The organism is Flavobacterium sp. (assembly GCF_031411595.1).
Lineage (GTDB): Bacteria > Bacteroidota > Bacteroidia > Flavobacteriales > Flavobacteriaceae > Flavobacterium.
In genome coordinates this window covers 14,770-36,576 of sequence record NZ_JANOBI010000034.1, presented here as the reverse complement: position 1 = coordinate 36,576, position 21,807 = coordinate 14,770, and the positions used below count along the sequence as shown (strand labels likewise).

Below are 21,807 nucleotides of genomic sequence, written 5' to 3'. Positions count from 1 at the left end.
CGATGAACATCATCACGCATTACCTGATTTTTTAGAGTTTATTTCGCAAATAAAAAGCAAGCTGACTGCATTAGAAGCTAAAAAATTAGAAGAATTATCATATGGCTTGAGTCGCATCAATCGCTGTGCAAAAAACGGTGTAGAATCGATGCGTGAGTTGTCTTTAAACCAAAGAAAAGTTACCAGAGAAACTTTACGACTTTACGAAGAGTTTGAATAAATTTAAAAAAAAATCCCGATTCACATCGGGATTTTTCATTTATACTCTAATCTTACTTTTAGTGGCTTTCGGAATACCTGCTTTATTGAGCAAAATCCCTGTAGATTTTAATTGTACGAACGCTTTGGTCACATACAAATAACCTTTATAATCATTGGTTTCTCCCCAAGAATTTTTCACTTTATAATATTCTTTTCCATTTTGATCTTTGGCCAAACCAACGATTTGCATCGCGTGATCATCGGTTGTTGTGAGTGTATACAAACCTTCCAAACGCAAATCTTCCGTTACTTCTTTCTCTTTAATCGGACCATCAAACAAGGTTTTCTTTTGCTCCGGTGTGATGTTGTAGATATCCAAATCAGGTACTTCAGCCACTCCATTTCTCCAGCTAAAATAAGGCTCGGAAACATCAGATGACCAAGCTACCGTGTAACCTTTCGTCAAGGCGAAGTCGATAATATCTGTCAATTCTTTCATTGGAACATTATACACTTGATCATAACTCCAATTATCAGGAACCGGCAAAACCATTTTTTGATAATATGGATTGTCTTTATAAGACGAGAATTCAACGTAATCATCAGGATTGATTCCAACTACTTCTTTGGCGAATGTTTTTGGTGTATAGGTTTTTCCTGCATAAGCAAAAGTTTCAGGCAATTTCCCTAATTTTTCATCCATATAGTTGTTGATTTCTTTCACCCAAGAAGCGCCTTTATTTGGGTCGGTATTCTTGATATAAGCATCCAATATCTCTTTAAATTTCGCTTGAAATTCATCTGATTTCACCACGCCTTTTCCATAATCTTCATAAGTGTATGCTTGCTGTGGCATCGCTCCGTATTTGCGCATCATATTCATAACATCGTGTGTTTCGCCGCCGTCGCCCAATCCTAAATTCCCATTAAAAAGAACGTAGTTTCTGGCTTTACCCATATAAACGTTGCGTGCAGAAAAGATTTCAGCCAAATCAACCGGTGCTTTTCCGTTTTTAATCATTTCAGATTCTATGAACGAATTTCCTGAATAACTCCAGCAAGTTCCCGCAGAACCTTGACTTTTAATCGATGTATTTTCAACATTAATAACCTCTTTAAATTCAAATTTTGAATTCACCGAAGCATTACCAATCACTTTTTTGATCAATTCATCTTGAGCAAACAAACTCAACGAACACAGTATTCCTAAGAATACGAAACTTTTTTTAATCATAATTATTATTTTTAATGGACGTAAATGTAATAAAATACTATAAAACAGCAATTTAATTAACACATGCAGTTAGCGCGTGAAAACCAAAGTATTATTTTTAGATAAATTGGCATCAAAGCGATAACCTTCATAATGAAATCCTTTCAAGTCTTCGATGGTTTCGGCGTTGGTATCGATGATATAGCGCACCATCAAGCCTCTCGCCTTCTTCGCGAAAAAACTAATCATCTTGAGTTTTCCATCTTTTGAATCGAGGAAATCTACTGTTAAAACGGGAACTTTGAGTGCTTTGAAATCGATGGCTGAAGCGTATTCATTGCTTGCCAGATTGATAAAAAGTTCACCTTTTTTAAGTTCTTTGTTTAAGGCAGCAGTGAGTTTTTGTTTCCAAAATTCGTATAAATTTTTATGCTCGCCAATGGGCAAATGCGTTCCCATTTCTAATCGATAGGCTTGGATTAAATCGAGTGGTTTGAGCAAACCATACAAACCCGAAAGAATTCTGAGTTTGTCTTGCAACGATTCTAATTTTTCTTCGGAAATCGAATAACTGTCAAGTCCAATATAAACATCACCGGCAAAAGCGTACATCGCAGGTCTTGCATTTTCATTAGTAAAAGGCGTTTTCCAAACTTTATTGCGTTGCCAATTCAAATCAGCCAACTTGTCTGAAATCGACATCAATTCCATCAATTCTTTTGGTTTCTTCTTTTTAATCTCCTTATGAACAGCTCGGCTATCCTTAAGAAATTTAGGTAAAGTATGCTTTTGAGTGGGTAAAGGCGATTCGAAATTGAGCGATTTTGCCGGAGAAATGATGATTTTCATGTTGAAAAATTATATTTTCAAAAATACAAATTCCAAATAAAAAACAACACTATAATTAAACCAATAAAGTCTCTTAAATTGGGTTCATGAACAAACCAACATTAATTATAGTGTTGTTAGAATACTACTGGGACACTATAGTAGGTAATTCGTGTCCAGATTCAGCAGTATAAAAGTTACTGTATTAAAACTATTAATAAAGTTTTATAAAAGTCATCAGATTTTAGCGAATAGTGTTATACAATTATGAAATTAAATAGTATAATTCTGTTAATAAAAACTTGCATAAATAACTAGACTTGTGATGCATCCAACTTATTGTTTGAAAATCTTTTGTGTAAAATCACCTTGATCTGATTGTATTTTCAGAATGTAAACCGCATTTTGTAAATTAGAAATATCGAGTGATTTTGATACTAATCTACCGGTTAAATCAAAAATTTGAAGTTTATAGTTTGTCAAATCATTGATGACAACATTATTGCCTGCAACAAAAGCATGAATTCCTAAAGCACCCACAGTATACAATTGACTTAAATTATTATAACCTTTAAGCGATTCCCAAACATTAGCATTAGCAAATTGAATGGAGTTTAACGGACTCGCTATTGCAGCATCAGGAACATTCAAAAACAATTGATAATTACCGGCCGGCAAAGTTTCATCAGCCATATTTTTAACGATTTGTGTCGAACTACCGGCCATCCATAATCTGGGATCTGTATTTAAGGCGGCGCTATATTCAACACCTGTATTGAAATTTCTAAAAACCAAATAAGCCGTTCTTTCATTAAATAGATTGGCAAATCCTACATTTTTGAGGTTGATCGTTAATACACTATTACTAATAGATGTTGAAATCAATTCATACCGATACCCTAATCTTCTTTGAATTTCGTTGTAACAGCCATTCATTTGCCATAGCGATAGTACCGCCGGAAAATAACCCGAATTAAGGTAGTTGTAATGGAATCGAGCTAAACTATACAATGCATTGGTGCAATTGGAGTAAGTTTCATCCAAATCATTTGATTCTCCACCACTATATGTATAACGACTTTGTGCTTCTAAATAAGGATAGTCTGTTGCGGTATTCGTGTAAGTTCCATAATCGGAATCGCTAGATAAAAAAGCATCATTGTGCAACGCAACTCTCGATGCAGTGCTGCCGTTATAGGCATTAGCTGTAACTATTGGCGTATTCCCTGCAATGCTTCTTTGAATGAAAGGCGTTCTAAAAGCGACCATTCTATTGGGTGCCATTTCCATAATTTTGAGTCCAATTTCTTTTCTATCCGCTAAGTTTTGTGCTGAAAGATTTGATGTTCCAAAATTGACACTGCTATACCACTCGCCATACTGACCAATAAAACCCGCAGACATCGATGAAATAACATCCTCATTGGCCATGGTAATCACTTTCAACTGATTGATATGCGCGATGATTTGAGCTTTTGTTGCATCTTGTCCATCGGCATCTGTATATCGGAATCTTATAACACATTTCACTCCTGAACTTCTCATAATAGTAAAGTCATTTTCAATTTTATTTAGAAAATCATCTGAAATTGGAGTCGTTTTGAAAGCATCCAAAGAATACATCCGCAAAATCAAAGTAATTTTATCATTGTTACGATAACCCATCAAATCCGATTCGACCAAAGGTGAAAAAGTGCCCAAACTTCTTCCGATGGTATACTTATAAAATCCTCTTTCAGGATTACAAAAATTGACGGTACTGGCCGTATAATTAACCGTCTGAGATTGCATTGTTGCTACAATGAAAAACATTAAGAGTACTACTTTTTTCATGATTGTGTTTTTAAAGAGTTAATACTATAGCCGTTTGACTATTAGTGTTTTACAACCCTATAAAGTTCATGATACTCTTAAAAAAACTGTTGTGATATTCTTTGTATAACTTGTGAAATTTACTTTATCCCAACCAACCTTCCCGATCCAAACTTCGATACTGAATCGCCTCTGCAATGTGCGACGCACCAACCAAATCGGAACCTTCCAAATCTGCAATTGTTCTGGAAACTTTTAAAATCCTGTCATAAGCACGCGCTGATAAGTTCAATCGTTCCATCGCGGTTTTTAATAATTGCAAAGACGTTTCATCCAAAGCACAAAATTCGCGAATCAATTTCGTACTCATCTGTGCATTATAATTGACGGTTGGTATATTTTCAAATCGAACAGATTGAAGTTCACGCGCTTTAGTAACACGCTCGCGAATCACATGACTGCTTTCTGCTTTTCGATTGTCTGATAGTTTTTCAAAAGGTACCGGCGTGACTTCAATATGAATGTCGATGCGGTCTAACAACGGCCCGGAAATCTTACTCAAATACCGTTGCATTTCATTGGGTGAAGAAGTTGCAGGCGCAGACGGATCATTAAAAAACCCACTTGGACTAGGATTCATACTCGCCACCAACATAAAAGAAGACGGATAAGTTACGGTGAATTTAGCCCGCGAAATCGTCACTTCGCGATCTTCCAAAGGTTGTCGCATGACTTCTAAAACTTCTCGTTTGAATTCCGGCAGTTCATCCAAAAACAAAACACCATTATGCGCCATCGATATTTCTCCGGGTTGCGGATAACTGCCACCGCCGACAAGTGCCACATTAGAAATCGTATGATGTGGACTCCGAAACGGCCGCTGGTTCATCAATCCAATTTCTTTTAATTTTCCGGCAACACTGTGAATTTTTGTAGTTTCTAATGATTCCCGCAGCGTCATCGGTGGCAAAATACTCGGCAATCGTTTGGCCAACATCGTTTTTCCTGAACCTGGCGGACCAATCAAAATGATATTATGACCACCAGCCGCAGCGATTTCCATACAACGTTTGATACTTTCCTGACCTTTGACATCGCTGAAATCATGCTCCGGAAAATCGAGACACTTTTGAAATTCTTCTTGCGTATTAATTTGCGTTGGTTGTATTGTGCCATTACCTTCAAAAAAATCAATGACTTCTTGAAGATTTTCAACACCATAAACATCAAGTCCCGAAACAATAGCTGCTTCTTTGACATTTTGTTTCGGCAGAAAAAATCCTTTGAAACCTTCTTCTTTGGCTTTAATAGCGATAGACAGTGCTCCTCTTATAGGCTGCAAACTACCATCAAGCGACAATTCGCCCATGATGAGATATTGTGCGCTTTCTTCAGCTTGAATCTGCCCTGAAGCGATCAATATTCCAATCGCCAAAGTCAGGTCGTAAGCAGAACCTTCTTTGCGTAAATCGGCCGGCGCCATGTTGATTGTGATTTTCTTTCCGGGCAAGGAATACCCGTTATTTTTGAGTGCGGCAGCAATGCGGTAACTGCTTTCTTTAATGGCGTTATCGGGCAACCCTACGAGATGGTATCCGATACCTTTATCAATATTGACTTCAATGGTAATGGTCGTGGCTTCGACCCCAAAAACGGCGCTTCCAAATACTTTAACTAACATGGCGTATACTTTATATGACGTTAAAATTAGTCAAATTATATTCACACAGAAATTAATTTGAAGTATTTTTGGCATTCAAAAAAACAAAAAAACACCATTATGGGAATATTCAACGCCATTTTAGGCAATGCTTCTGAAGTTGATTTAGACAACGTAGCCAAAGAATTTGAACCAATTTTAATTGATGGAGAAAACATCGAGAAAGCGTTCAAAATGATCAAAGACATGTTTATCTTCACCAACAAACGTTTGATTTTAGTAGAGAAACAACTTGTCGGAAGCAAAGTAGATTATCTTTCGATTCCGTATTCGAATGTGATTAAATTCTCTAAAGAAAGTGCCGGAATTTTAGATTTAGATGCCGAATTAAAAATCTGGATTAAAGATGAAGCGATGCCCATCAGCAAACAATTCGGAAAAGGTGGAAATAACATCAATGAAGTGTACAAAATTTTGAGCACACATATTTTGAAGTAAAATTTTAAAAAGCTACTCGAACAAACACATTCGGCGTAATACCAAGCGAATAATAATCCTGCACTTTATAGGTCGCACGAATCGTACTGCCAATGGTGGCATATTGTCTTTCGTATTCTTTACTGATTAAGGAACGCTGATTGTAGGCATTGTAAATCGAAAAACCGACTTTTCCTGACCACGCTTTTTGCTCGTGAAAATGATACATTCCCGATATATCCAAACGATGATACGCTGGTAAACGTTCGGTGTTGAACGATTCTACCTGATTCGTTGCATCGAGCAAACTATAAGGTTTTCCTGTATGCCAAAACCAACCGGTTGACAATGAATAATGATTCCATTTTTTATAAAACGATATGTTGAAAGCGTGTTTGATATCAGCATTAATAGCGAAATAATGGTTATCATTCAAATCTTCAAACCTATTTTGGGAATCCTGAAAAGTATATGTCATCCAAGTGCGCCAAGTCGGTGCATTTTTCTGAATCAAAACATCCAAACCTTTCGTAAAGCCTTTGCCTTGGTGCATCGTGGAATCAAATTGATTTAAAAATCCGAAAGTCAATGAAGTGATGCCTTTCGTCATTTTATAATATGCATCCACATCAAACACCCAAGATTGCGTTTTATAAATCAATCCCAGGGTATATTGATTGGCTTTTTGAATCGGATAATTTTCGTTGTCGGACAAAATCCACAAGTAATTTTCTAAGCTTAAATCATTCACAACACTTTCGCGAACTTGACTCATAATTTGACTTTTCCGCTCATAAGACGTTTGAAAAATCAAAGCATTCGTAATGTTTTTTTGAATGAAAAGTCGCGGTTCAAAACTATTCGATTTTAAAGAACTAAAATAATTATATCGTGCACCGGCTTGAAAATTCCAAGTTTCTAATTTGTATTTTAGAAAGGAATAACCCGAATGTGTAATGCTATACAACTGCTTTTGGTCTAAAATAATACTCAAATCCTGGCTTTCACTGGTAAACGAATGTGAAACAGCATTTCCTGAAAGTTGATAACCCAATTCAACATTGAGTTTGCTATTGACTTTATAATCAAAACTACTTTCAACACCGGAATCTGTAACTCGATTTAGTTTTTGAAAAAGCTCAAAAGTATCAGCTGTTTTGTTTTTGTTTTTTTTGTAATCAAAAGTGTAAGCAGAATAATATAGTAGTGTTTTTTGATTCCATTTTGAGCCGTATTGTTGATTCCAATTCAAGCTGAAACCTTGATTTTCAATCATCATTTTTTGATTGTGAATGCCATCCGTTTCGGTTTCTGTTGTGAAATTTAAATTGTTGTCAATCCAAATACTGGTGAATGACAAATCGGTTTTTTCATTAGGTTTGTAATTGAGTTTTGCTGAATAATCTTCAAATTGAAATTTATTTCGATCATCAAAATTTTTGAAATTGGTATTCTGAAACACTTTCTCTGCCAGTGAGTTAAAGGTTGCAGTTTGAAGCCATTCGGTAAAAGATTTTCTGCCCGAAAGTTGCAAGCCCAATGTCTTTTTAAGCAACGGTGCTTTGATATAAACATCGGCATTCAAAGCATTGATGCCGGCATCAACTTTCAATGTATCTTCAATTTTATCGGTCGATTGAATTTCAATCACACTCGAAATACGTTCGCCGAATTTAGGATGCGTTCCCTTATTTTGATAGTGAACCGTTTGCGATACATTTGGATTAAAACCAGAAATCATCCCAAACAAATGCCCTGGATGATACATTCGAATGCCATCCCACAAAATCAGATTCTGATCGGAAGTTCCACCGCGAACATACAATCCACTAGCGGTTTCGTTGGGGCTTTTAACGCCAGGCAATTGCTGTAATGAAAGCAAAACATCAGCATCAGTAACGCCTGGAAGTGCTTCGATTTTTTGCGGTGACAAAATGACTTTTTGATTGCTTTTATTAATTCCTTTTGATAAAAAACCTTCGACGAGAATTTCTTGCAGTTGCTCTTCACCAATGGGTTCTTCATCGCTTTGCGAAACCGAATAATAACGTGCGTCGATTGGCGTTATTTTTAATGAAGTTTGACTTTCAATTTCCGCATTGATTTCTGTTAAAGTGTATTTTTTGTGAACTACTGAAATCACTTTTGGAGCAACAATACTATCGACATAAGAATATTTGACATCAAATTGTGTTTCGATTGTTGAAAGCGCTTGACTTAGTTTTGTTGAAGTAAAATCAAAATAATGCTGCTGAACTTTTTGAGACCAGGAAATGGGTGTCAATAATAAGAAAATCAACAGCGTTACAATGGGTTTCATTCTGAAATTCGAATTGTTTCGGAATCGGTTTTAGAATAGTTAAGATGCATCGGCAAACAAATCGATTGCAAAGCCGTATTGAAATCATGATGCGTAAAACTTCCTGTAAAACGGACTGTTGACAACGTTTTTGGAAATTCCACTTGATAATGATATTGGTTTTGAAATTGCGCAATCACGGTTTGCAATGGTGCATTGCTGAAGGATGATTCTCCGTTAATCCATGTTGGTTTTTGATGGGTTTCGTCATCCCAAGTTTCTGCATTATTCCTGTAGATTCTAACCGATTTCCCATGCGTTAAAATATGCGTCGTTGTTGGCGTAGTGACTTTTACTTTGCCTTCAAAACAATGGACTTCAAAGCAATCTTGACTAACATTCACATTAAATTGAGTACCTAAAACCTGCACTTTTCCTTGAGCTGTTTCTACTGTAAATGTGCTGCCTTTGGCGACTTTAAAATAAGCTTCACCTTCTAACTTTAAAGTTCTGTTGTATTGAAAAAGCGACGGAAACCTCATTTTTGATTTTGCATTTAAGGTTACTTCCGAATGATCACTCAAAACAAGTGTGGCACTTTTACCATAATCCGTTTGGAATGTATTCGAAAATGCTAGTAAATGATACAATCCAAAAAACAAAACCAGTGACGCGGCAATGGCTGCATAAGCGAAAATCGGGCGAACTTTTGATTTTTTTCGATGCTGTTTGATGGCGATTTTTTCTTGAATGGCCGCAAAGTTTTTCTGCATGTCAGCTTCAGAAACTTGAATAGCTTGCAATGAAAATTTGAGCTTTTGATAAGCTTTAAAATCGAATTCAGAAACCATGGTCTTCAATTGATCATCGGTAATTTTACCGGCAATCCAATCGGATAAGAACCTTTCATTTGCGTTATTTTCTGATGTAGTTTTCATTTTTATTTTCTAAAATGTTATACATTTTTAATTACTTTTCTTAATGATATCAAGGCCAGATGCATTCTTTTTTCAACCGCTTTTACGGACAAATCCAATAGCGCCGCAATCTCGACGTAAGTATGATTCTCAAATCGATTCATCAAAAAAACGGTGCGCTGCTTTTCGGGCAAATCGTTGATGGCTTTTTCGAGTTGTTTTTTGAGTTCATTTTCAACCAATAAAAACTCCGGCGATTCGTTGTGCGTGGCTTTTGGTTTTGATTGCAATTCGAAATTTAAAACCACTTTATCGTGCTTGATACTATTGAGTGAAAGTCGAATGGCGGTCGTAAACAAAAAGCTTTTGGCTTGTTCGGGTTTTAAAATACCGCAGTTTTCCCATAAAATCACGAAGGCATTTTGTGCTGTATCTTCGGCTCGTTCTACATCTCGAAATTTGTAAATTAGAAAGTTCCGCAGCAATTTAAAATGCGATTCAAAAACCGATTTAAACACCGCTTCTGAACACAAACAAGAATTCGATTTTGTATCGGTTTGACTCATGTTTTATAAAATTCATTACCACATATCCTACTGAAAGAATATGTGGTAACAAAAAATTAATTAACGCTTCTTTTTCAATTATTTCATTTAAACAATATTCTTATGGGCAAGAAATATTAATCTGATTTTGGAATGCTTGCTGATTGGCAAATGTGTAAGTCATATTTGTATTCAGAAAAGTCACGGTAATCGGATAAATCATGACCGGCATAGGTGATGAAACTAACGGATTCCAGTATTGCAATAATTCGACATCATTGTGTGCGGTAACTATGGCACCAAGATGTTGCACATTCACCGGATACATTATTTGAAAACAAGTTCCTAATAATTGTCCGAAAGTATGCGTAGTTACAGGATTGCAATTTACAAAGTCATTTGGTGTAAAACCGTCACATGCTGCTAGGCAAGGGTTTGCATAATGAGTAATCCCAGCACTCGTTTGAACACAAACCGGATTGTCTTCTGGCGGGCAAGTACAAACACCATTGCAAATTGGTATGTTGAATTGTTGTGTAGCTGAACATTGCTCATTATTTTCATTAATTACCACTTTCACAATAGCGAAAGGAATTCCTAATATTGATGGTGGATAATTAGGTATTGTTACCGGAAGTGAAGCAATTGGATACACGCCAAGTACACTGTTATCGTTGGCCCAAACTTCAAAATGAGTGGCTGTTGTATTGCCCGCGTTGAAATTGATGGTTAGCGCATAACTTCCTCCAATAGGATTACAATCACCCGGAACTGCAGTCAGATCCGTAATCAAACATTCCGTTACCGGACCACATGCCACAATATCATTTTGAGTGTAACCTGCACAAAGTGCATAACACAGATTACCAAATTCTAAATAGCCACCATTAGGCGTATGAACACATACCGGAGCATATTCTTGTGTACAAATGCATGTACTTGAATTGCAATTATTCACCATATCATAAAACTCATATACGCTGTGAATAACTGTAATTTGATTTTGATACGTTACCGAAATTGGAAAAATAATATCCGCTTCTGAACCACTATTTGGATTGTTGAGATAAGCATTCAAATCTGTTTGTGAACCTATAGTAACAAGTTGTCCACCTGAACCAACGTGAATTGGAAAAACAATATCAAAACAATAAGTATGTTGCAAATCATCATTAAAAGTTGGAAGACCACATTGTATAATCAATGCAATTAAATCAGCTTCATTAGTAATGGTTTGGACAGCACCGCCGCTTTGCACTTGAAACGGAAACACCACACCTTCAAGATAAAGCGTTGAAGATTCATTGTTTAAAATGTCTAACAAACCGTCTAAACTCGTTGCTGTTATAGCAGTTCCGTTGTTGTAAGAAAATGTAATCGGATACACAAATTCGAAACAAAGCATCGGATTAGCAGGCGTTGCACTTATAATAGCACCTCTGTTTGGAGCAGCGTTCTCAGCTTTTAATTTATTCAAAACCGTTCTCAGTGCAATACTTTTTTGAGATACTGTTTCGTTTTTGATGGAATTTTCATCGGAACACGAATAAAACGTCACCGTTGAAAAAGCTACTAAGAGCAATAAAATTTTAATGGTTTTCATAGTCATTGGATTTTTTAAGTTCATAGCTTAGACAACTATAAATAGATGCACCCTACTTCAATAAAAAAGTTTAGCCACGAATGCACTAATTTATCAAATTAATTGATTGTTGTTAGTGTATTCGTAGCTAAAATATTTTTAACCAAATGTTTTTCGAATAATTTATTTCTTAAAATTGGCAATACCAGTTTTGAGCCAAGTTTCATATTCAATAACACTCACATAACTAATCGTTGGCGTTTCAGTATTAAGGCTATTGCCTTCCAAATCCGTTAAGACATATAAAGGTTGCGTATTGGTTTTGTAGCGTGTGATCATAAAATCGGTCCACTTATCGCCCACTGTTTCAATTTCAGCACCTGTAGTTTTGGAAGTGAATTGTTCGTTTTTCGGCAAATCTCTTTTATCATCAACATACAACGAAATCAAAACCACCTCATTTTTCAATATTGACAAAACAGGTTCTTCCGACCAAACATTGTTTTCCATTTTGCGGCAATTCACACAGGCATAACCAGTAAAGTCGAGCATAATGGGTTTGTTGATTGATTTCGCATAAGCAAATCCTTTGTCGTAATCATCAAAAACGACGATGCCGTGTGGACCGATTTTAGCACCGTTAGGTAAAGCAGTTGCAGTTGATGCATTCGCACTTGAACTTCCAACACCAAATGGACTTTCACTATACTCCATCGGTGGTGGAAAAGCGTTAATTAATTTTAATGGTGCGCCCCAAAGTCCCGGAATCATATACACTGTAAACGATAAAACCAATAATCCTGTTAACAATCTTCCAACAGAAATATGCAAAACCGGACTATCATGTGGTGTTGAGATTTTGCCGAAAAGATATAATGCTAAAGTTCCGAAAATGGCAATCCAAATCGACAGAAAAACTTCGCGTTCGAGGAAATGCAATTGCAACACCAAGTCGGCATTCGATAAAAATTTAAACGCCAATGCCAATTCTAAAAACCCTAAAAACACTTTCACAGTGTTGAGCCAACCACCGGATTTAGGCAACGATTGCAACCAACCCGGAAACATCGCGAACAACATAAACGGCAATGCTAAGGCTAATGAAAACCCCAACATACCTATGATTGGTCCGATGCCACCGCGAGAAGCTGCTTCAAATAACAATGTTCCTACGATGGGTCCAGTGCATGAAAATGAAACGATTGCTAAAGCTAACGCCATAAACAATATGCCTATGATTCCGCCTCTATCGGCTTGTCTGTCGACTTTATTTGCCCATGAGTTTGGCAGCATAATTTCAAAAGCTCCTAAAAAGGACGCGGCAAAGAACACCAATAAAAGGAAGAAAATGATATTAAACCAAACGTTTGTTGCCAACGCATTCAATGCATCTGCGCCAAAAATTGCGGTTACTAACGAACCCAAAACCACATAAATCACAATAATCGATATCCCATAAATCAAAGCATTTTTGATTCCGGCGGCTTTCGTTTTGCTTTGTTTTGTAAAGAAACTCACGGTCATTGGAATCAGCGGAAACACACAAGGTGTGAGCAATGCTGCAAATCCGGATAGAAAAGCGATGAAGAAAATCGACCACAATCCGCGTTTAGATTTTACTGGTTTTTGAATCACTGTTGGTGCTGATTTTACCATTGGTGCTTTTACTTCAGCAACCATAGTTGTAGTATCAACAACTTCGGTGTCGATTGCAATTGGAGCGGTTTCTTTCGTTTCTGCGATTTCAGGAATTACAAATTTGAATTTCTCAACCAAATTCACACAAGAGGCTTTACACGCTTGATAATCAACTGCGGCATCAACATTTTTGAGTTTGAGGTTGGTGATTTTAATTTCTTGTTCGAAATGAATTTTATTTTCAAAGAAAGTTTCATTCACACCAAACACATCATTAAAGCCTGTTTTTGTACCTCTTTCTTTGGTTTTTCCTACTAAAGTAAAATTCCCTTTTTGGTTTTTAAACGTCAATTCTAAAGGCAACGAACCGCCGTCATCTGTAAACTGCGAATAGACATGCCAATCTTTTTCGATGGTGGCGTCAAAAACCAAAACGTAATTGGTTTCGGATTTTTTTTCTGTTTTGTGTGTCCATTTTACGGGTTCTAAAATCTGAGCGTTACTCGAAATCGCTATAAAAGCTAAAAGAATACAAACGATGTTTTTCATGGTGTTACTGCAATTTTTAATATCTTTTTAGTGGTGTGTTCTGTTTTAAACCGTTCATCTTGGCGATACCCTACAATCCAAACAATTTGATTCTCGGAACATAAAAGCCATGTGTTTTCTTTGGCAATCAAAGACAATTTTTCGTCTTTAAAAAATTTGCTAAGCTTTTTCAATTGGCCTTGCATTCCGAAAGGTTGAAAAACATCGCCGGTTTTCCATTTTCTTAGCGTTAATGGAAACTGCAATTTTTCTTCATCGACAAATATAACCGAATTAGAAACGTGAGTAGTGTCGGCTACTTTACAAAACGAAAGTTTTATGGGAAAATTAACTTCTTTTTGGCTTTTATCAATGGTGAATTCTTGCGTTTCATTTTCAATATTGATTGGTACCACAATCAAAAAATCGCGGTCTTTGAGCAAACGAAATTGCGATGAAAAAACTTGTTTCCCAGATTGACTATTGGTTAATTCATAAATATCATCCCAAGCAGAAAAGCCAAATTCTTTGAGCCATTGGTATAAATATGACGTATAATTGGGTAATTGTTTTAGCTTTTTTATATCGAAGTGAATTTCATTTTCATGTTCACTCGCAACCTGCTGATAAACCATTATCGCAGCATCATCGGCCATAACTTTTGATTCATGCAAATACGATTGTGTTTTTTGAAATGAACTCAAGAAATTTGGATTCAATGCTTTGAATAACGGCACCAAATCGTGGCGGATTTTATTGCGCAAATACTTATCGGAAGCATTACTGCTGTCTTCACGCCAAGTGATTTTATTACTGATTGCGTATTGTTCAATTTCTGTTCTATTAAAAATTAAAAGTGGACGAATGACTTGATCGTTTTGTGATGGAATTCCCGTTAATCCATCCAATCCTGTGCCTCTACTTAAATTAATGAGAAACGTTTCAAGATTGTCATCGGCATGATGTGCGGTTAGAATGTAATCGTATTTTTCGGTTTCAAGCAATTCATAAAACCAATGATAACGCAACTCGCGAGCCGCCACTTGAATTGATAATTGATAATCATCGGCAAAAGTTTGGGTGTCGAATTTTGTAGTATGAATAGAAATTTTATTCGAATCCGCATAAGTAACAACGTAGTTTTCATCGTCAAAACTTTCGATGCCTCGCAGTTGAAAATTGCAGTGTGCAATAGCGATTTTACTTTGTGATTTTTGAAATAAATGCACCATCACCATACTGTCAATACCGCCACTGACAGCCAACAGCAGTTTCTTATCCTTTAAAAAAGGAAACGTATGTGCAAGATGGTCCTGAAATTTTTCGAACATGTCCAAAAGTAACAAATTCATTTGAAACCTACGTGCTCCAGCTTATCAAAAAAACTTGAGAAAAGGACGGCTCTGTTCGGGCAAAATAGTATATTTTTGTCATTATCTATTGGCGGTATGCGAAGAATTTTCCTGATATCAATGGTGCTTTTATTCCACATTCCTTTTTCATATTCACAGAAAAATGATGATGGCAACGTGCTTTTGAAAAGGGCGAATGAAGTCTTGTATTCCGATCCTGAACAGGCTTTGAAAATCAGCGACCATTTACTCCACAATGTTACCGATAGTAAGCAGACCATGCAGGCTAGATTACTGTTGACCAAAACCCATTTGATGATTGGGAATTATTCGGAAGCCATTTCCAATATACAAGCTGCTTTGAAAGAATTGAAATCGATTGATGATTCAGATGTTCGATTTGATACTTTTCTTTTGGCCGCCGAAATTTACTCCTATTTGGAACTTTTTGAAATTTCAAACCAATATCGCTCAAAAGCTAAAAAACTCGCAGTAGGGAATTCAATTTTTCAAAAGAAATTAGATGTTTTTGAATTTCCAGACAAAAAAAGCGAAGCGGTATTGCAAAAAATTTCGTCAAAAGAAACACTGGCATTTTCATTCATCACCAAAGGAATGCCGCAACAACGGATTGCGAATCAATTGCTTCAAAAATCGCAATTGGATTCGGCGTTCGTTTATTTTCAAAAAAGTCGGGAAAATGCTTCCGGTACTTATTGGAAAATGACCGAATCTCTCGATTTCAGTAATTATTTCTTTCAAAAGAAAAATTATTCACAAGCAATAACATTACTTTATGAATCTTTAGAAAAATGTAAAAAGATTAAAAACAATCATTTTCTAATGTTGATTAATGACAAACTTTCTAGCTGTTATCTGGCTTTAAACGATAAAACCAGGTTTCGAGAGTACAAACAAAAAGCCAGCATTGCCGCAAATGAAGATGAAACGAGAACGACATTGGCCCGAAATTATGCTTTTGAAGTTTTACAAAATGACGTCGAGGAACAAGTAAAAGCAACACAAACCGCACAACAAAACTGGTACTGGATTTTAGGAATTATAGGATTTTCATTACTAATCGGATGGCTGTTTCTCCGATGGCTGTTCGGCACCAGAATCAAGCACGAATCCGACATCATCAGTTATTTGAAACTCATCAAAAAATCTGAAAACATTGATACTACAAAACAAAGCTATGGCATTGTTGAAAAAACGATAGCCAAAAATCTGTCGATTCCAAAAGAAACAGAAGATTTGTTGTTAGCTAAGCTCGAGAAATTTGAAGCCGGTAAAAAGTACCTGAGTAAAGACATTTCACTCGCGCAAATGGCATCACAATTTGAAACCAACACGAAGTATCTTTCGGAAGTCATCAACAAATACAAACAGAAAAACATCAATCTTTACATCAACGAATTGCGGATTAATTATATAGTCACAAAGCTCAAAGACGATCCGAAATACCTACATTATAAAGTCAGTTATCTTGCTGAAGAATGTGGATTTTCATCACACAGCAGTTTTTCATCAGTGTTTAAAAACATTACGGGAATTACACCGAATGTTTTCATTCAATTTTTATCGAGAGATGTAGAACAAATGCATAAAACCAAAATGACTGAAGCGTGAAAATAGTAAGCTACATATTGTTTTTCATCGCTACAATTTCTAATGGTTTTGCCCAAAAGGAAATCGACAGTTTATTGAAAAAAGCCAATTTTGAAGTCTACGACAATCCCAAAAGCGCGATTCAAATTGGCCATCAAATCTTAAACTCAAAATCCGCGAAAGCGGAAACCAAGATTGAAGCATTACTCGTAATATCAACTGGTTATTCATCGCAAAGAAACTATGTCAAAGCTTTAGATTATGCTGTAAAAGCGGCGAAATTACTGCCTTCAATAAACAACGATGCTTTTAAATTCATCATCTACAGCAGGCTCGGCGTGCAATACCAGCAACTTAAAATTTATGACAAGGCTCACTCTTATCTCGACAAAGCGATATTGGTTTCTAAAAATTCGAAAGCGCATTATAATTTCCATAAATTATTGGGATTCAATTATGCGATTCGCGGTATGATTTATAAGGAGCAGATGAGTTGTGAACTTGCGCAAAATTATTTCAACAAGTCGCTTTATCATTACAGTCAATGCCCGAAAGAGGAAATCAATGATGCGAATGTCAGCGTGATCATTTACAACAAAGGAAATTGTTTCATCGCGCTCAACGAGATTGATTCTGCCAAAATAGCATTCAAAAAATCTTTTGAGCACGCTGATAAAATCAATGCCAATAGTCTGAAAGCCTTTGCAAATAAAGGATTGGCCGAAGTTAATACGCTCGAAGGTAAATACGATGTCGCCATCCGTTTGCTTTTGGATGCTTCAAAAATGTCGGATGATGTAGGCGATTTGGTATTGAATCAAGGTATTTATAAAGGGCTTGCCGATAATTATTTTGTAAAAAATGACATGCAACAACAGCAGTTTTACAATCGAAAATACGAAGCAATCACAGCGCGCATTAAACAGAATGAAACCAAAACCGTCAACCAATTCGTTTTGCAAATCAATGACGAAAGCCATAAAGAAATTGAGCAGCTAAAATCGGATGCGTTGTACTATAAAATTCCATTAATCCTTTTCATCTTCATGATGATTTTGGTGTTGCTATTTGAGATTTCGAGATACCAAAAGAAATCAAAAGCATTGAAAATGCAACGAAAAAAGCTTGAAAACACCCTTTAAAATTATTAATGATAAAATAGCTTGTTTTAAATTTAAAACGCTAATTTTCAAACATTTAAAACACGTTTATAGCTATCAAATTTCGTGAATTTAAAAAGACTACCTTATAAATGGTATAATACAACGCCATACTTTAGCATCAAATTAAAATCATTCATTCATGAAAAAAATTACATTTCTTACGCTCTTGATTGGTGCTTTTGTAAGCCACAATCTTTCAGCCCAGTTTTTGGTGAAACCGACTTTCTTTGAAACCACCGGAGTTTCAAACGATGGACTTGTGTCCGGATATGAAGCACAAGCTGGACCGTATTCAATATGGAATCCCGACACCAACGATTTCGATAGCATTGGTGGCGCAGCTCCGGGACAAGGAGTTGGTGGCGCCGCTAAATTTTCTGCCGACGGAAAATACCTTTCTGGATCAAATTACATTGTACAAAACATTTCTACAGATTGGACGCGTCGTGTCTTATCCGATTATGATTATATTTTCAAAGCCATTGAATTCCCTGAAAACCAAGACACTTGGGGTTATGCTGCCGGACAATCATTGACCAACGAAGGTAATGGAATTCTGTTAAGAACGCTCGATGCCGGTGTGCATTGGACCGAAAAATGGGTAGACACTCAAAACCGTGGCATCGAAGCGATGAGTTTTCCAACAATCAATACAGGTTATGTTGGCGGTTGGAATCACTACATTGCTAAAACTACTGACGCAGGAAATAACTGGACCGAATTAACTCCGGCTGGGCTTGATGATGTATACATTTATAAAACAATCAATTTTAAAGATGAATTGAACGGTGTAATCACGGCACAACTCCAAGACAATGTTGCCGTATATATCACTGCCGATGGTGGTGAAACTTGGACAACCGGAAGTGGTTTGTCAGGTGTGCCTCAAAAAACTTGTTATGTTGAAGGCGACACTTATTTTTTGGTCACCAATGGCGGCGACATTCAAAAATCAGATGATAATGGATTGACCTGGACGACTGTCTACTCGAGTGGCGGTATTCTTACCGGAATTAGCTTTCACGATGCCTACATTGGTATTGCTACTGGCGAAAGATACATCTACAAAACTACTGATGGCGGGCAGACATGGATTACACAGGATATTATGGAAGGTGCGTTGTTGCGAGATGTTAAATGGATCGACGACCTTAATATAGTTTTAGTTGGAACGCCTGATGTGATTTTCGGTTCCGTTGATTCAGGCGATACGTGGACGTGGGATAACCAAACGCTTTTCAACGGCAATCCTGCGTTATACAGTGTTGCGGTTACCGGTCAGAATATTCACGTTTGTGGATCTCAAGGCAATTTTTATAAGAAATCATTAATCTCAAGTATCGTTGTCGCCGAAATGTCGAGATATGATACGACCCTTGGTAATTGGACATCTTTAGGGAGTTTAGGACAAACGGTGGATGCAGTTACCAGCGGAGGTTTCAGTATTTCTGGAGATGGAAATACAGTAGTTGGAAATGCATGGGCCGATCCTTCGAATGGCAATGGATATACCGTTTATGCACATGGTTTCGCATGGAATCAAACCGAAGGCACCATCGATTTAGGAAGCCTTTATGCCAATCAAAATAGAAGCTCAAGAGCCAATGCCGTCAGCAATGATGGGAATGTAATTGTAGGTTATCAAGATTTGAATGGTCCATGGAAATCTGCCGTATGGAGAAAAAACCCTGAGGGTGGTTATTTCCCAAATGAATTTTTACTAGTTGATCCAAATGGCAGTGCGACTGATGATTTCAACCAATTGGGTGAATGCAGCGCAGTTTCAGGTGACGGCAATTGGATTGGTGGTGAAGGAAGCTATTCTAACCAAAACGAACCTTGGATTTGGAGTCAAGCTACCGGACTCATCAATTTGGGCAACCTCCTTGCCGAAGGTGGTATTGGATATGGAAGAGTTTCAGGCATCAGCCCCGACGGAAGCATTGTGATCGGTTGGTTTGAACAAGAATGGGGAATGCCAACAATTCCATTCATCTGGACCGCCGCAACCGGCATACAGAACCTGACTGATTTCTTAACTACAATAGGAATTTCAACGGGCGACAACCAAATCTGGATTCCAAATAATATGTCACTTAATGGTAAGTATATTACGGGTTGGGGCTTCAATCCTACAACTAGTGAGTTCGGAGATCTTTTTACTTTCCGCATAGAATTGCCTGATACATTAGCGGCAGCTTCTTTTACGAAAGAAAATGTTACGGTTTATCCAAACCCAGTGCATAACATTTTAAATATCAATACAACAAGCAAAATCAACAACATTGAAGTTTATAATATGAATGGCCAATTATTGATGAATGAACACTCACAAAACGCCATGACCAAAATCGATTTGTCAGCGTTAGAAGCCGGAGTGTATTTCGTAAAAACCAATGGCAATAACGAATCAAAAACATTTAAAGTGGTTAAGCAATAAACGCTACTTTTTATAAATGGGGTGAATGAATAAAAATCCTGAAGTTAACGCTTCGGGATTTTTTATTGTGATTAACGCAATACTTCCAACATCGCCTTAGCTTTGAGCAAGCATTCCTCATATTCATTTTCAGGAATCGATTGGGAAGTTATCGCGCTTCCAACCGAAAATGAAACATATTGTTCTTCCTGATTGTATAGAATACTGCGAATCACAACATTAAAATCGAAATCATTATCGGGTGTAAAATAACCCACGGCTCCGCTATACAATCCGCGTTTGGTTTCTTCTAAATTTTCGATGATTTGCATCGCGGAAATCTTAGGCGCTCCCGTCATACTTCCCATTGGGAATGTGGTTTTTAAAACATCGATGGCGGAATATTCATCTTTGAGTTTAGACGTAATCGTGGAAATCATTTGATGCACTTGCAAAAAAGAATAAATACCACACAATTCCTCAACTTGCACAGAACCTTTTTGCGCGGTTCTCGATAAATCATTGCGCACTAAATCGGTTATCATGATATTTTCGGCGCGTTCTTTCGGGTCGTTGGCAAGATTGTTTTTGGAAGTTTCATCTTCATCAACATTAGCAAAACGCTTGGATGTTCCTTTGATAGGTTGTGAAATAATACGTTCGCCATCTTTTTTGATGTAACGTTCCGGAGAAGCCGACAATAAATAATGCTGGTGATTCTTCAAAAAAACAGAAAATGGTGCTTGCGAAATTTCGTTGAGTTTTAGAAATTTTTCTAATGGATTGATGGTGGCATTTTCAGCGTAGAATTCCATGCAAAAATTGGCTTCGTAGATGTCGCCGTGGTGAATGTGTTCGAGCATTTTTTTTACTTTCTGAACGTATGCTTCTTTGGAAATGCGTTGTTGGATGTTGATGTTGTCGGTTGTAGTTTGCAGGTTGTAGGTTGTAAGTTGTATGTCCGAAAAATCAGATTCAACTTCATCATCGCACATAGTGAGATAATGAATTTCTAAATCATTTCCCTTTAATAAAAATAATTTTTTGGGTTGAAAGAAAAACAAATCCGGAAACTGCAATCCGTCGTGGTTGGCGGAATACAACATTTCGACATCATTTTTTAAGTCGTACGACAAATAACCAAAAAGCCAATCATTGGTGGTTTGTTGGTATTGTTTTAAATCTTCAAAAGCATTGAAATAATCAGTTTTCATCGAGGTGAATGCATCAACCGCAAGCACACAATCGTATTGAGAATAAGCATCTTGATGCTGGTTGCTTTCGAGAAAAACGACTTCTCGAAAATCCTGCGACCATGTTAAAAGTTGCTGTTTGAACGCTTGTGGATTGGCAATCTGCTTGTGAAAATTTGTTCTCAAAAATTAGGTTTTAGGAGTTTCAAAATTACAATAAAAAGCGGATAAAATTTGTGGCACGTTTTTTATTAGCAAACCAAAAATTCACCATCATAAAATTGAAAGCTTATTGATAGAAAATTACTTATTCGGTTTTAGCGCAACAACCCAATTACAATTCAAGTAATTTTTTTATTCATCTTTTAA

At 36.7% G+C, this 21,807-nt stretch carries 16 protein-coding genes; 5 read left to right on the top strand and 11 right to left on the bottom strand.

Annotated elements, in window-relative coordinates:
* Window positions 1-220, top strand: a 220-nt coding sequence (locus RMO03_RS07720) for a hypothetical protein (protein ID WP_309641519.1), incomplete at its 5' end; no start/stop codon positions are given.
* A gap of 39 nt (window positions 221-259) precedes the next feature.
* On the opposite strand, the gene RMO03_RS07715 is transcribed toward RMO03_RS07720, so the two are convergent.
* From RMO03_RS07715 to RMO03_RS07700, 4 genes are all read right to left on the bottom strand, one after another.
* On the bottom strand, window positions 260-1,435 hold the full coding sequence (locus RMO03_RS07715) for a C1 family peptidase (RefSeq protein ID WP_309641518.1): 1,176 nt from the start codon (window positions 1,433-1,435) through the stop codon (window positions 260-262).
* A gap of 69 nt (window positions 1,436-1,504) precedes the next feature.
* Window positions 1,505-2,263: a peroxide stress protein YaaA gene (gene yaaA, locus RMO03_RS07710; protein ID WP_309641517.1), complete on the bottom strand. Its 759-nt coding sequence runs from the start codon at window positions 2,261-2,263 to the stop codon at window positions 1,505-1,507.
* A gap of 315 nt (window positions 2,264-2,578) precedes the next feature.
* The gene (locus RMO03_RS07705; RefSeq protein ID WP_309641516.1) at window positions 2,579-4,075 is read right to left on the bottom strand and encodes a DUF4832 domain-containing protein; all 1,497 of its coding nucleotides are present in this window, start codon (window positions 4,073-4,075) and stop codon (window positions 2,579-2,581) included.
* A 124-nt stretch (window positions 4,076-4,199) separates the two neighbouring features.
* The gene (locus tag RMO03_RS07700; protein ID WP_309641515.1) at window positions 4,200-5,735 is read right to left on the bottom strand and encodes a YifB family Mg chelatase-like AAA ATPase; all 1,536 of its coding nucleotides are present in this window, start codon (window positions 5,733-5,735) and stop codon (window positions 4,200-4,202) included.
* Between the two features lie 99 nt (window positions 5,736-5,834).
* On the opposite strand from RMO03_RS07700, the gene RMO03_RS07695 reads away from it, so the two are divergent.
* Window positions 5,835-6,212 carry a PH domain-containing protein gene (locus tag RMO03_RS07695; protein ID WP_309641514.1) on the top strand — a complete coding sequence of 126 codons (378 nt, stop codon included), beginning with the start codon at window positions 5,835-5,837 and terminating at the stop codon, window positions 6,210-6,212.
* A gap of 4 nt (window positions 6,213-6,216) precedes the next feature.
* On the opposite strand, the gene RMO03_RS07690 is transcribed toward RMO03_RS07695, so the two are convergent.
* The 6 genes from RMO03_RS07690 to tilS form a co-directional block, all read right to left on the bottom strand.
* Complete coding sequence (locus RMO03_RS07690) at window positions 6,217-8,511, bottom strand: TonB-dependent receptor plug domain-containing protein (protein ID WP_309641513.1); 2,295 nt, start codon at window positions 8,509-8,511, stop codon at window positions 6,217-6,219.
* On the bottom strand, window positions 8,508-9,428 hold the full coding sequence (locus RMO03_RS07685; RefSeq protein WP_309641512.1) for a FecR domain-containing protein: 921 nt from the start codon (window positions 9,426-9,428) through the stop codon (window positions 8,508-8,510). The genes RMO03_RS07690 and RMO03_RS07685 overlap by 4 nt, the downstream gene beginning before the upstream one ends.
* Before the next feature lie 17 nt (window positions 9,429-9,445).
* Window positions 9,446-9,973, bottom strand: a complete 528-nt coding sequence (locus RMO03_RS07680; protein WP_309641511.1) for a sigma-70 family RNA polymerase sigma factor — start codon at window positions 9,971-9,973, stop codon at window positions 9,446-9,448.
* A 100-nt stretch (window positions 9,974-10,073) separates the two neighbouring features.
* Window positions 10,074-11,555: a hypothetical protein gene (locus RMO03_RS07675; protein WP_309641510.1), complete on the bottom strand. Its 1,482-nt coding sequence runs from the start codon at window positions 11,553-11,555 to the stop codon at window positions 10,074-10,076.
* A gap of 162 nt (window positions 11,556-11,717) precedes the next feature.
* Window positions 11,718-13,721 carry a cytochrome c biogenesis protein CcdA gene (locus tag RMO03_RS07670; RefSeq protein ID WP_309641509.1) on the bottom strand — a complete coding sequence of 668 codons (2,004 nt, stop codon included), beginning with the start codon at window positions 13,719-13,721 and terminating at the stop codon, window positions 11,718-11,720.
* Window positions 13,718-15,031 (bottom strand): tRNA lysidine(34) synthetase TilS, encoded by a 1,314-nt coding sequence (gene tilS / locus RMO03_RS07665; RefSeq protein ID WP_309641508.1) that lies wholly within the window; start codon window positions 15,029-15,031, stop codon window positions 13,718-13,720. The genes RMO03_RS07670 and tilS overlap by 4 nt, the downstream gene beginning before the upstream one ends.
* Before the next feature lie 96 nt (window positions 15,032-15,127).
* Between tilS and RMO03_RS07660 the strand changes: the two genes are divergently transcribed.
* The 3 genes from RMO03_RS07660 to RMO03_RS07650 all read left to right on the top strand — a co-directional run bounded on the left by RMO03_RS07660 (window position 15,128) and on the right by RMO03_RS07650 (window position 20,266).
* On the top strand, window positions 15,128-16,684 hold the full coding sequence (locus RMO03_RS07660; RefSeq protein ID WP_309641507.1) for a helix-turn-helix domain-containing protein: 1,557 nt from the start codon (window positions 15,128-15,130) through the stop codon (window positions 16,682-16,684).
* Window positions 16,681-17,805 (top strand): hypothetical protein, encoded by a 1,125-nt coding sequence (locus RMO03_RS07655; protein ID WP_309641506.1) that lies wholly within the window; start codon window positions 16,681-16,683, stop codon window positions 17,803-17,805. The genes RMO03_RS07660 and RMO03_RS07655 overlap by 4 nt, the downstream gene beginning before the upstream one ends.
* A 160-nt stretch (window positions 17,806-17,965) precedes the next feature.
* Window positions 17,966-20,266 (top strand): T9SS type A sorting domain-containing protein, encoded by a 2,301-nt coding sequence (locus RMO03_RS07650; RefSeq protein WP_309641505.1) that lies wholly within the window; start codon window positions 17,966-17,968, stop codon window positions 20,264-20,266.
* Window positions 20,267-20,337: 71 nt separating this feature from the next.
* Here the strand turns inward: RMO03_RS07650 and pabB are convergent, their stop codons facing one another.
* A complete protein-coding gene (gene pabB, locus RMO03_RS07645; protein WP_309641504.1) occupies window positions 20,338-21,624 on the bottom strand; it encodes an aminodeoxychorismate synthase component I in 1,287 nt (428 codons plus the stop codon).
* Between the last annotated feature and the right edge of the window lie 183 nt (window positions 21,625-21,807).

Bases quoted from the DNA above. Each gene is read 5' to 3' on its own strand.
- RMO03_RS07715 (WP_309641518.1), bottom strand. From the start codon at position 1,435: ATGATTAAAAAAAGTTTCGTATTCTTAGGAATACTGTGTTCGTTGAGT.
- yaaA (WP_309641517.1), bottom strand. From the start codon at position 2,263: ATGAAAATCATCATTTCTCCGGCAAAATCGCTCAATTTCGAATCGCCT.
- RMO03_RS07705 (WP_309641516.1), bottom strand. From the start codon at position 4,075: ATGAAAAAAGTAGTACTCTTAATGTTTTTCATTGTAGCAACAATGCAA.
- RMO03_RS07700 (WP_309641515.1), bottom strand. From the start codon at position 5,735: ATGTTAGTTAAAGTATTTGGAAGCGCCGTTTTTGGGGTCGAAGCCACG.
- RMO03_RS07695 (WP_309641514.1), top strand. From the start codon at position 5,835: ATGGGAATATTCAACGCCATTTTAGGCAATGCTTCTGAAGTTGATTTA.
- RMO03_RS07690 (WP_309641513.1), bottom strand. From the start codon at position 8,511: ATGAAACCCATTGTAACGCTGTTGATTTTCTTATTATTGACACCCATT.
- RMO03_RS07685 (WP_309641512.1), bottom strand. From the start codon at position 9,428: ATGAAAACTACATCAGAAAATAACGCAAATGAAAGGTTCTTATCCGAT.
- RMO03_RS07680 (WP_309641511.1), bottom strand. From the start codon at position 9,973: ATGAGTCAAACCGATACAAAATCGAATTCTTGTTTGTGTTCAGAAGCG.
- RMO03_RS07675 (WP_309641510.1), bottom strand. From the start codon at position 11,555: ATGAAAACCATTAAAATTTTATTGCTCTTAGTAGCTTTTTCAACGGTG.
- RMO03_RS07670 (WP_309641509.1), bottom strand. From the start codon at position 13,721: ATGAAAAACATCGTTTGTATTCTTTTAGCTTTTATAGCGATTTCGAGT.
- tilS (WP_309641508.1), bottom strand. From the start codon at position 15,031: ATGTTCGAAAAATTTCAGGACCATCTTGCACATACGTTTCCTTTTTTA.
- RMO03_RS07650 (WP_309641505.1), top strand. From the start codon at position 17,966: ATGAAAAAAATTACATTTCTTACGCTCTTGATTGGTGCTTTTGTAAGC.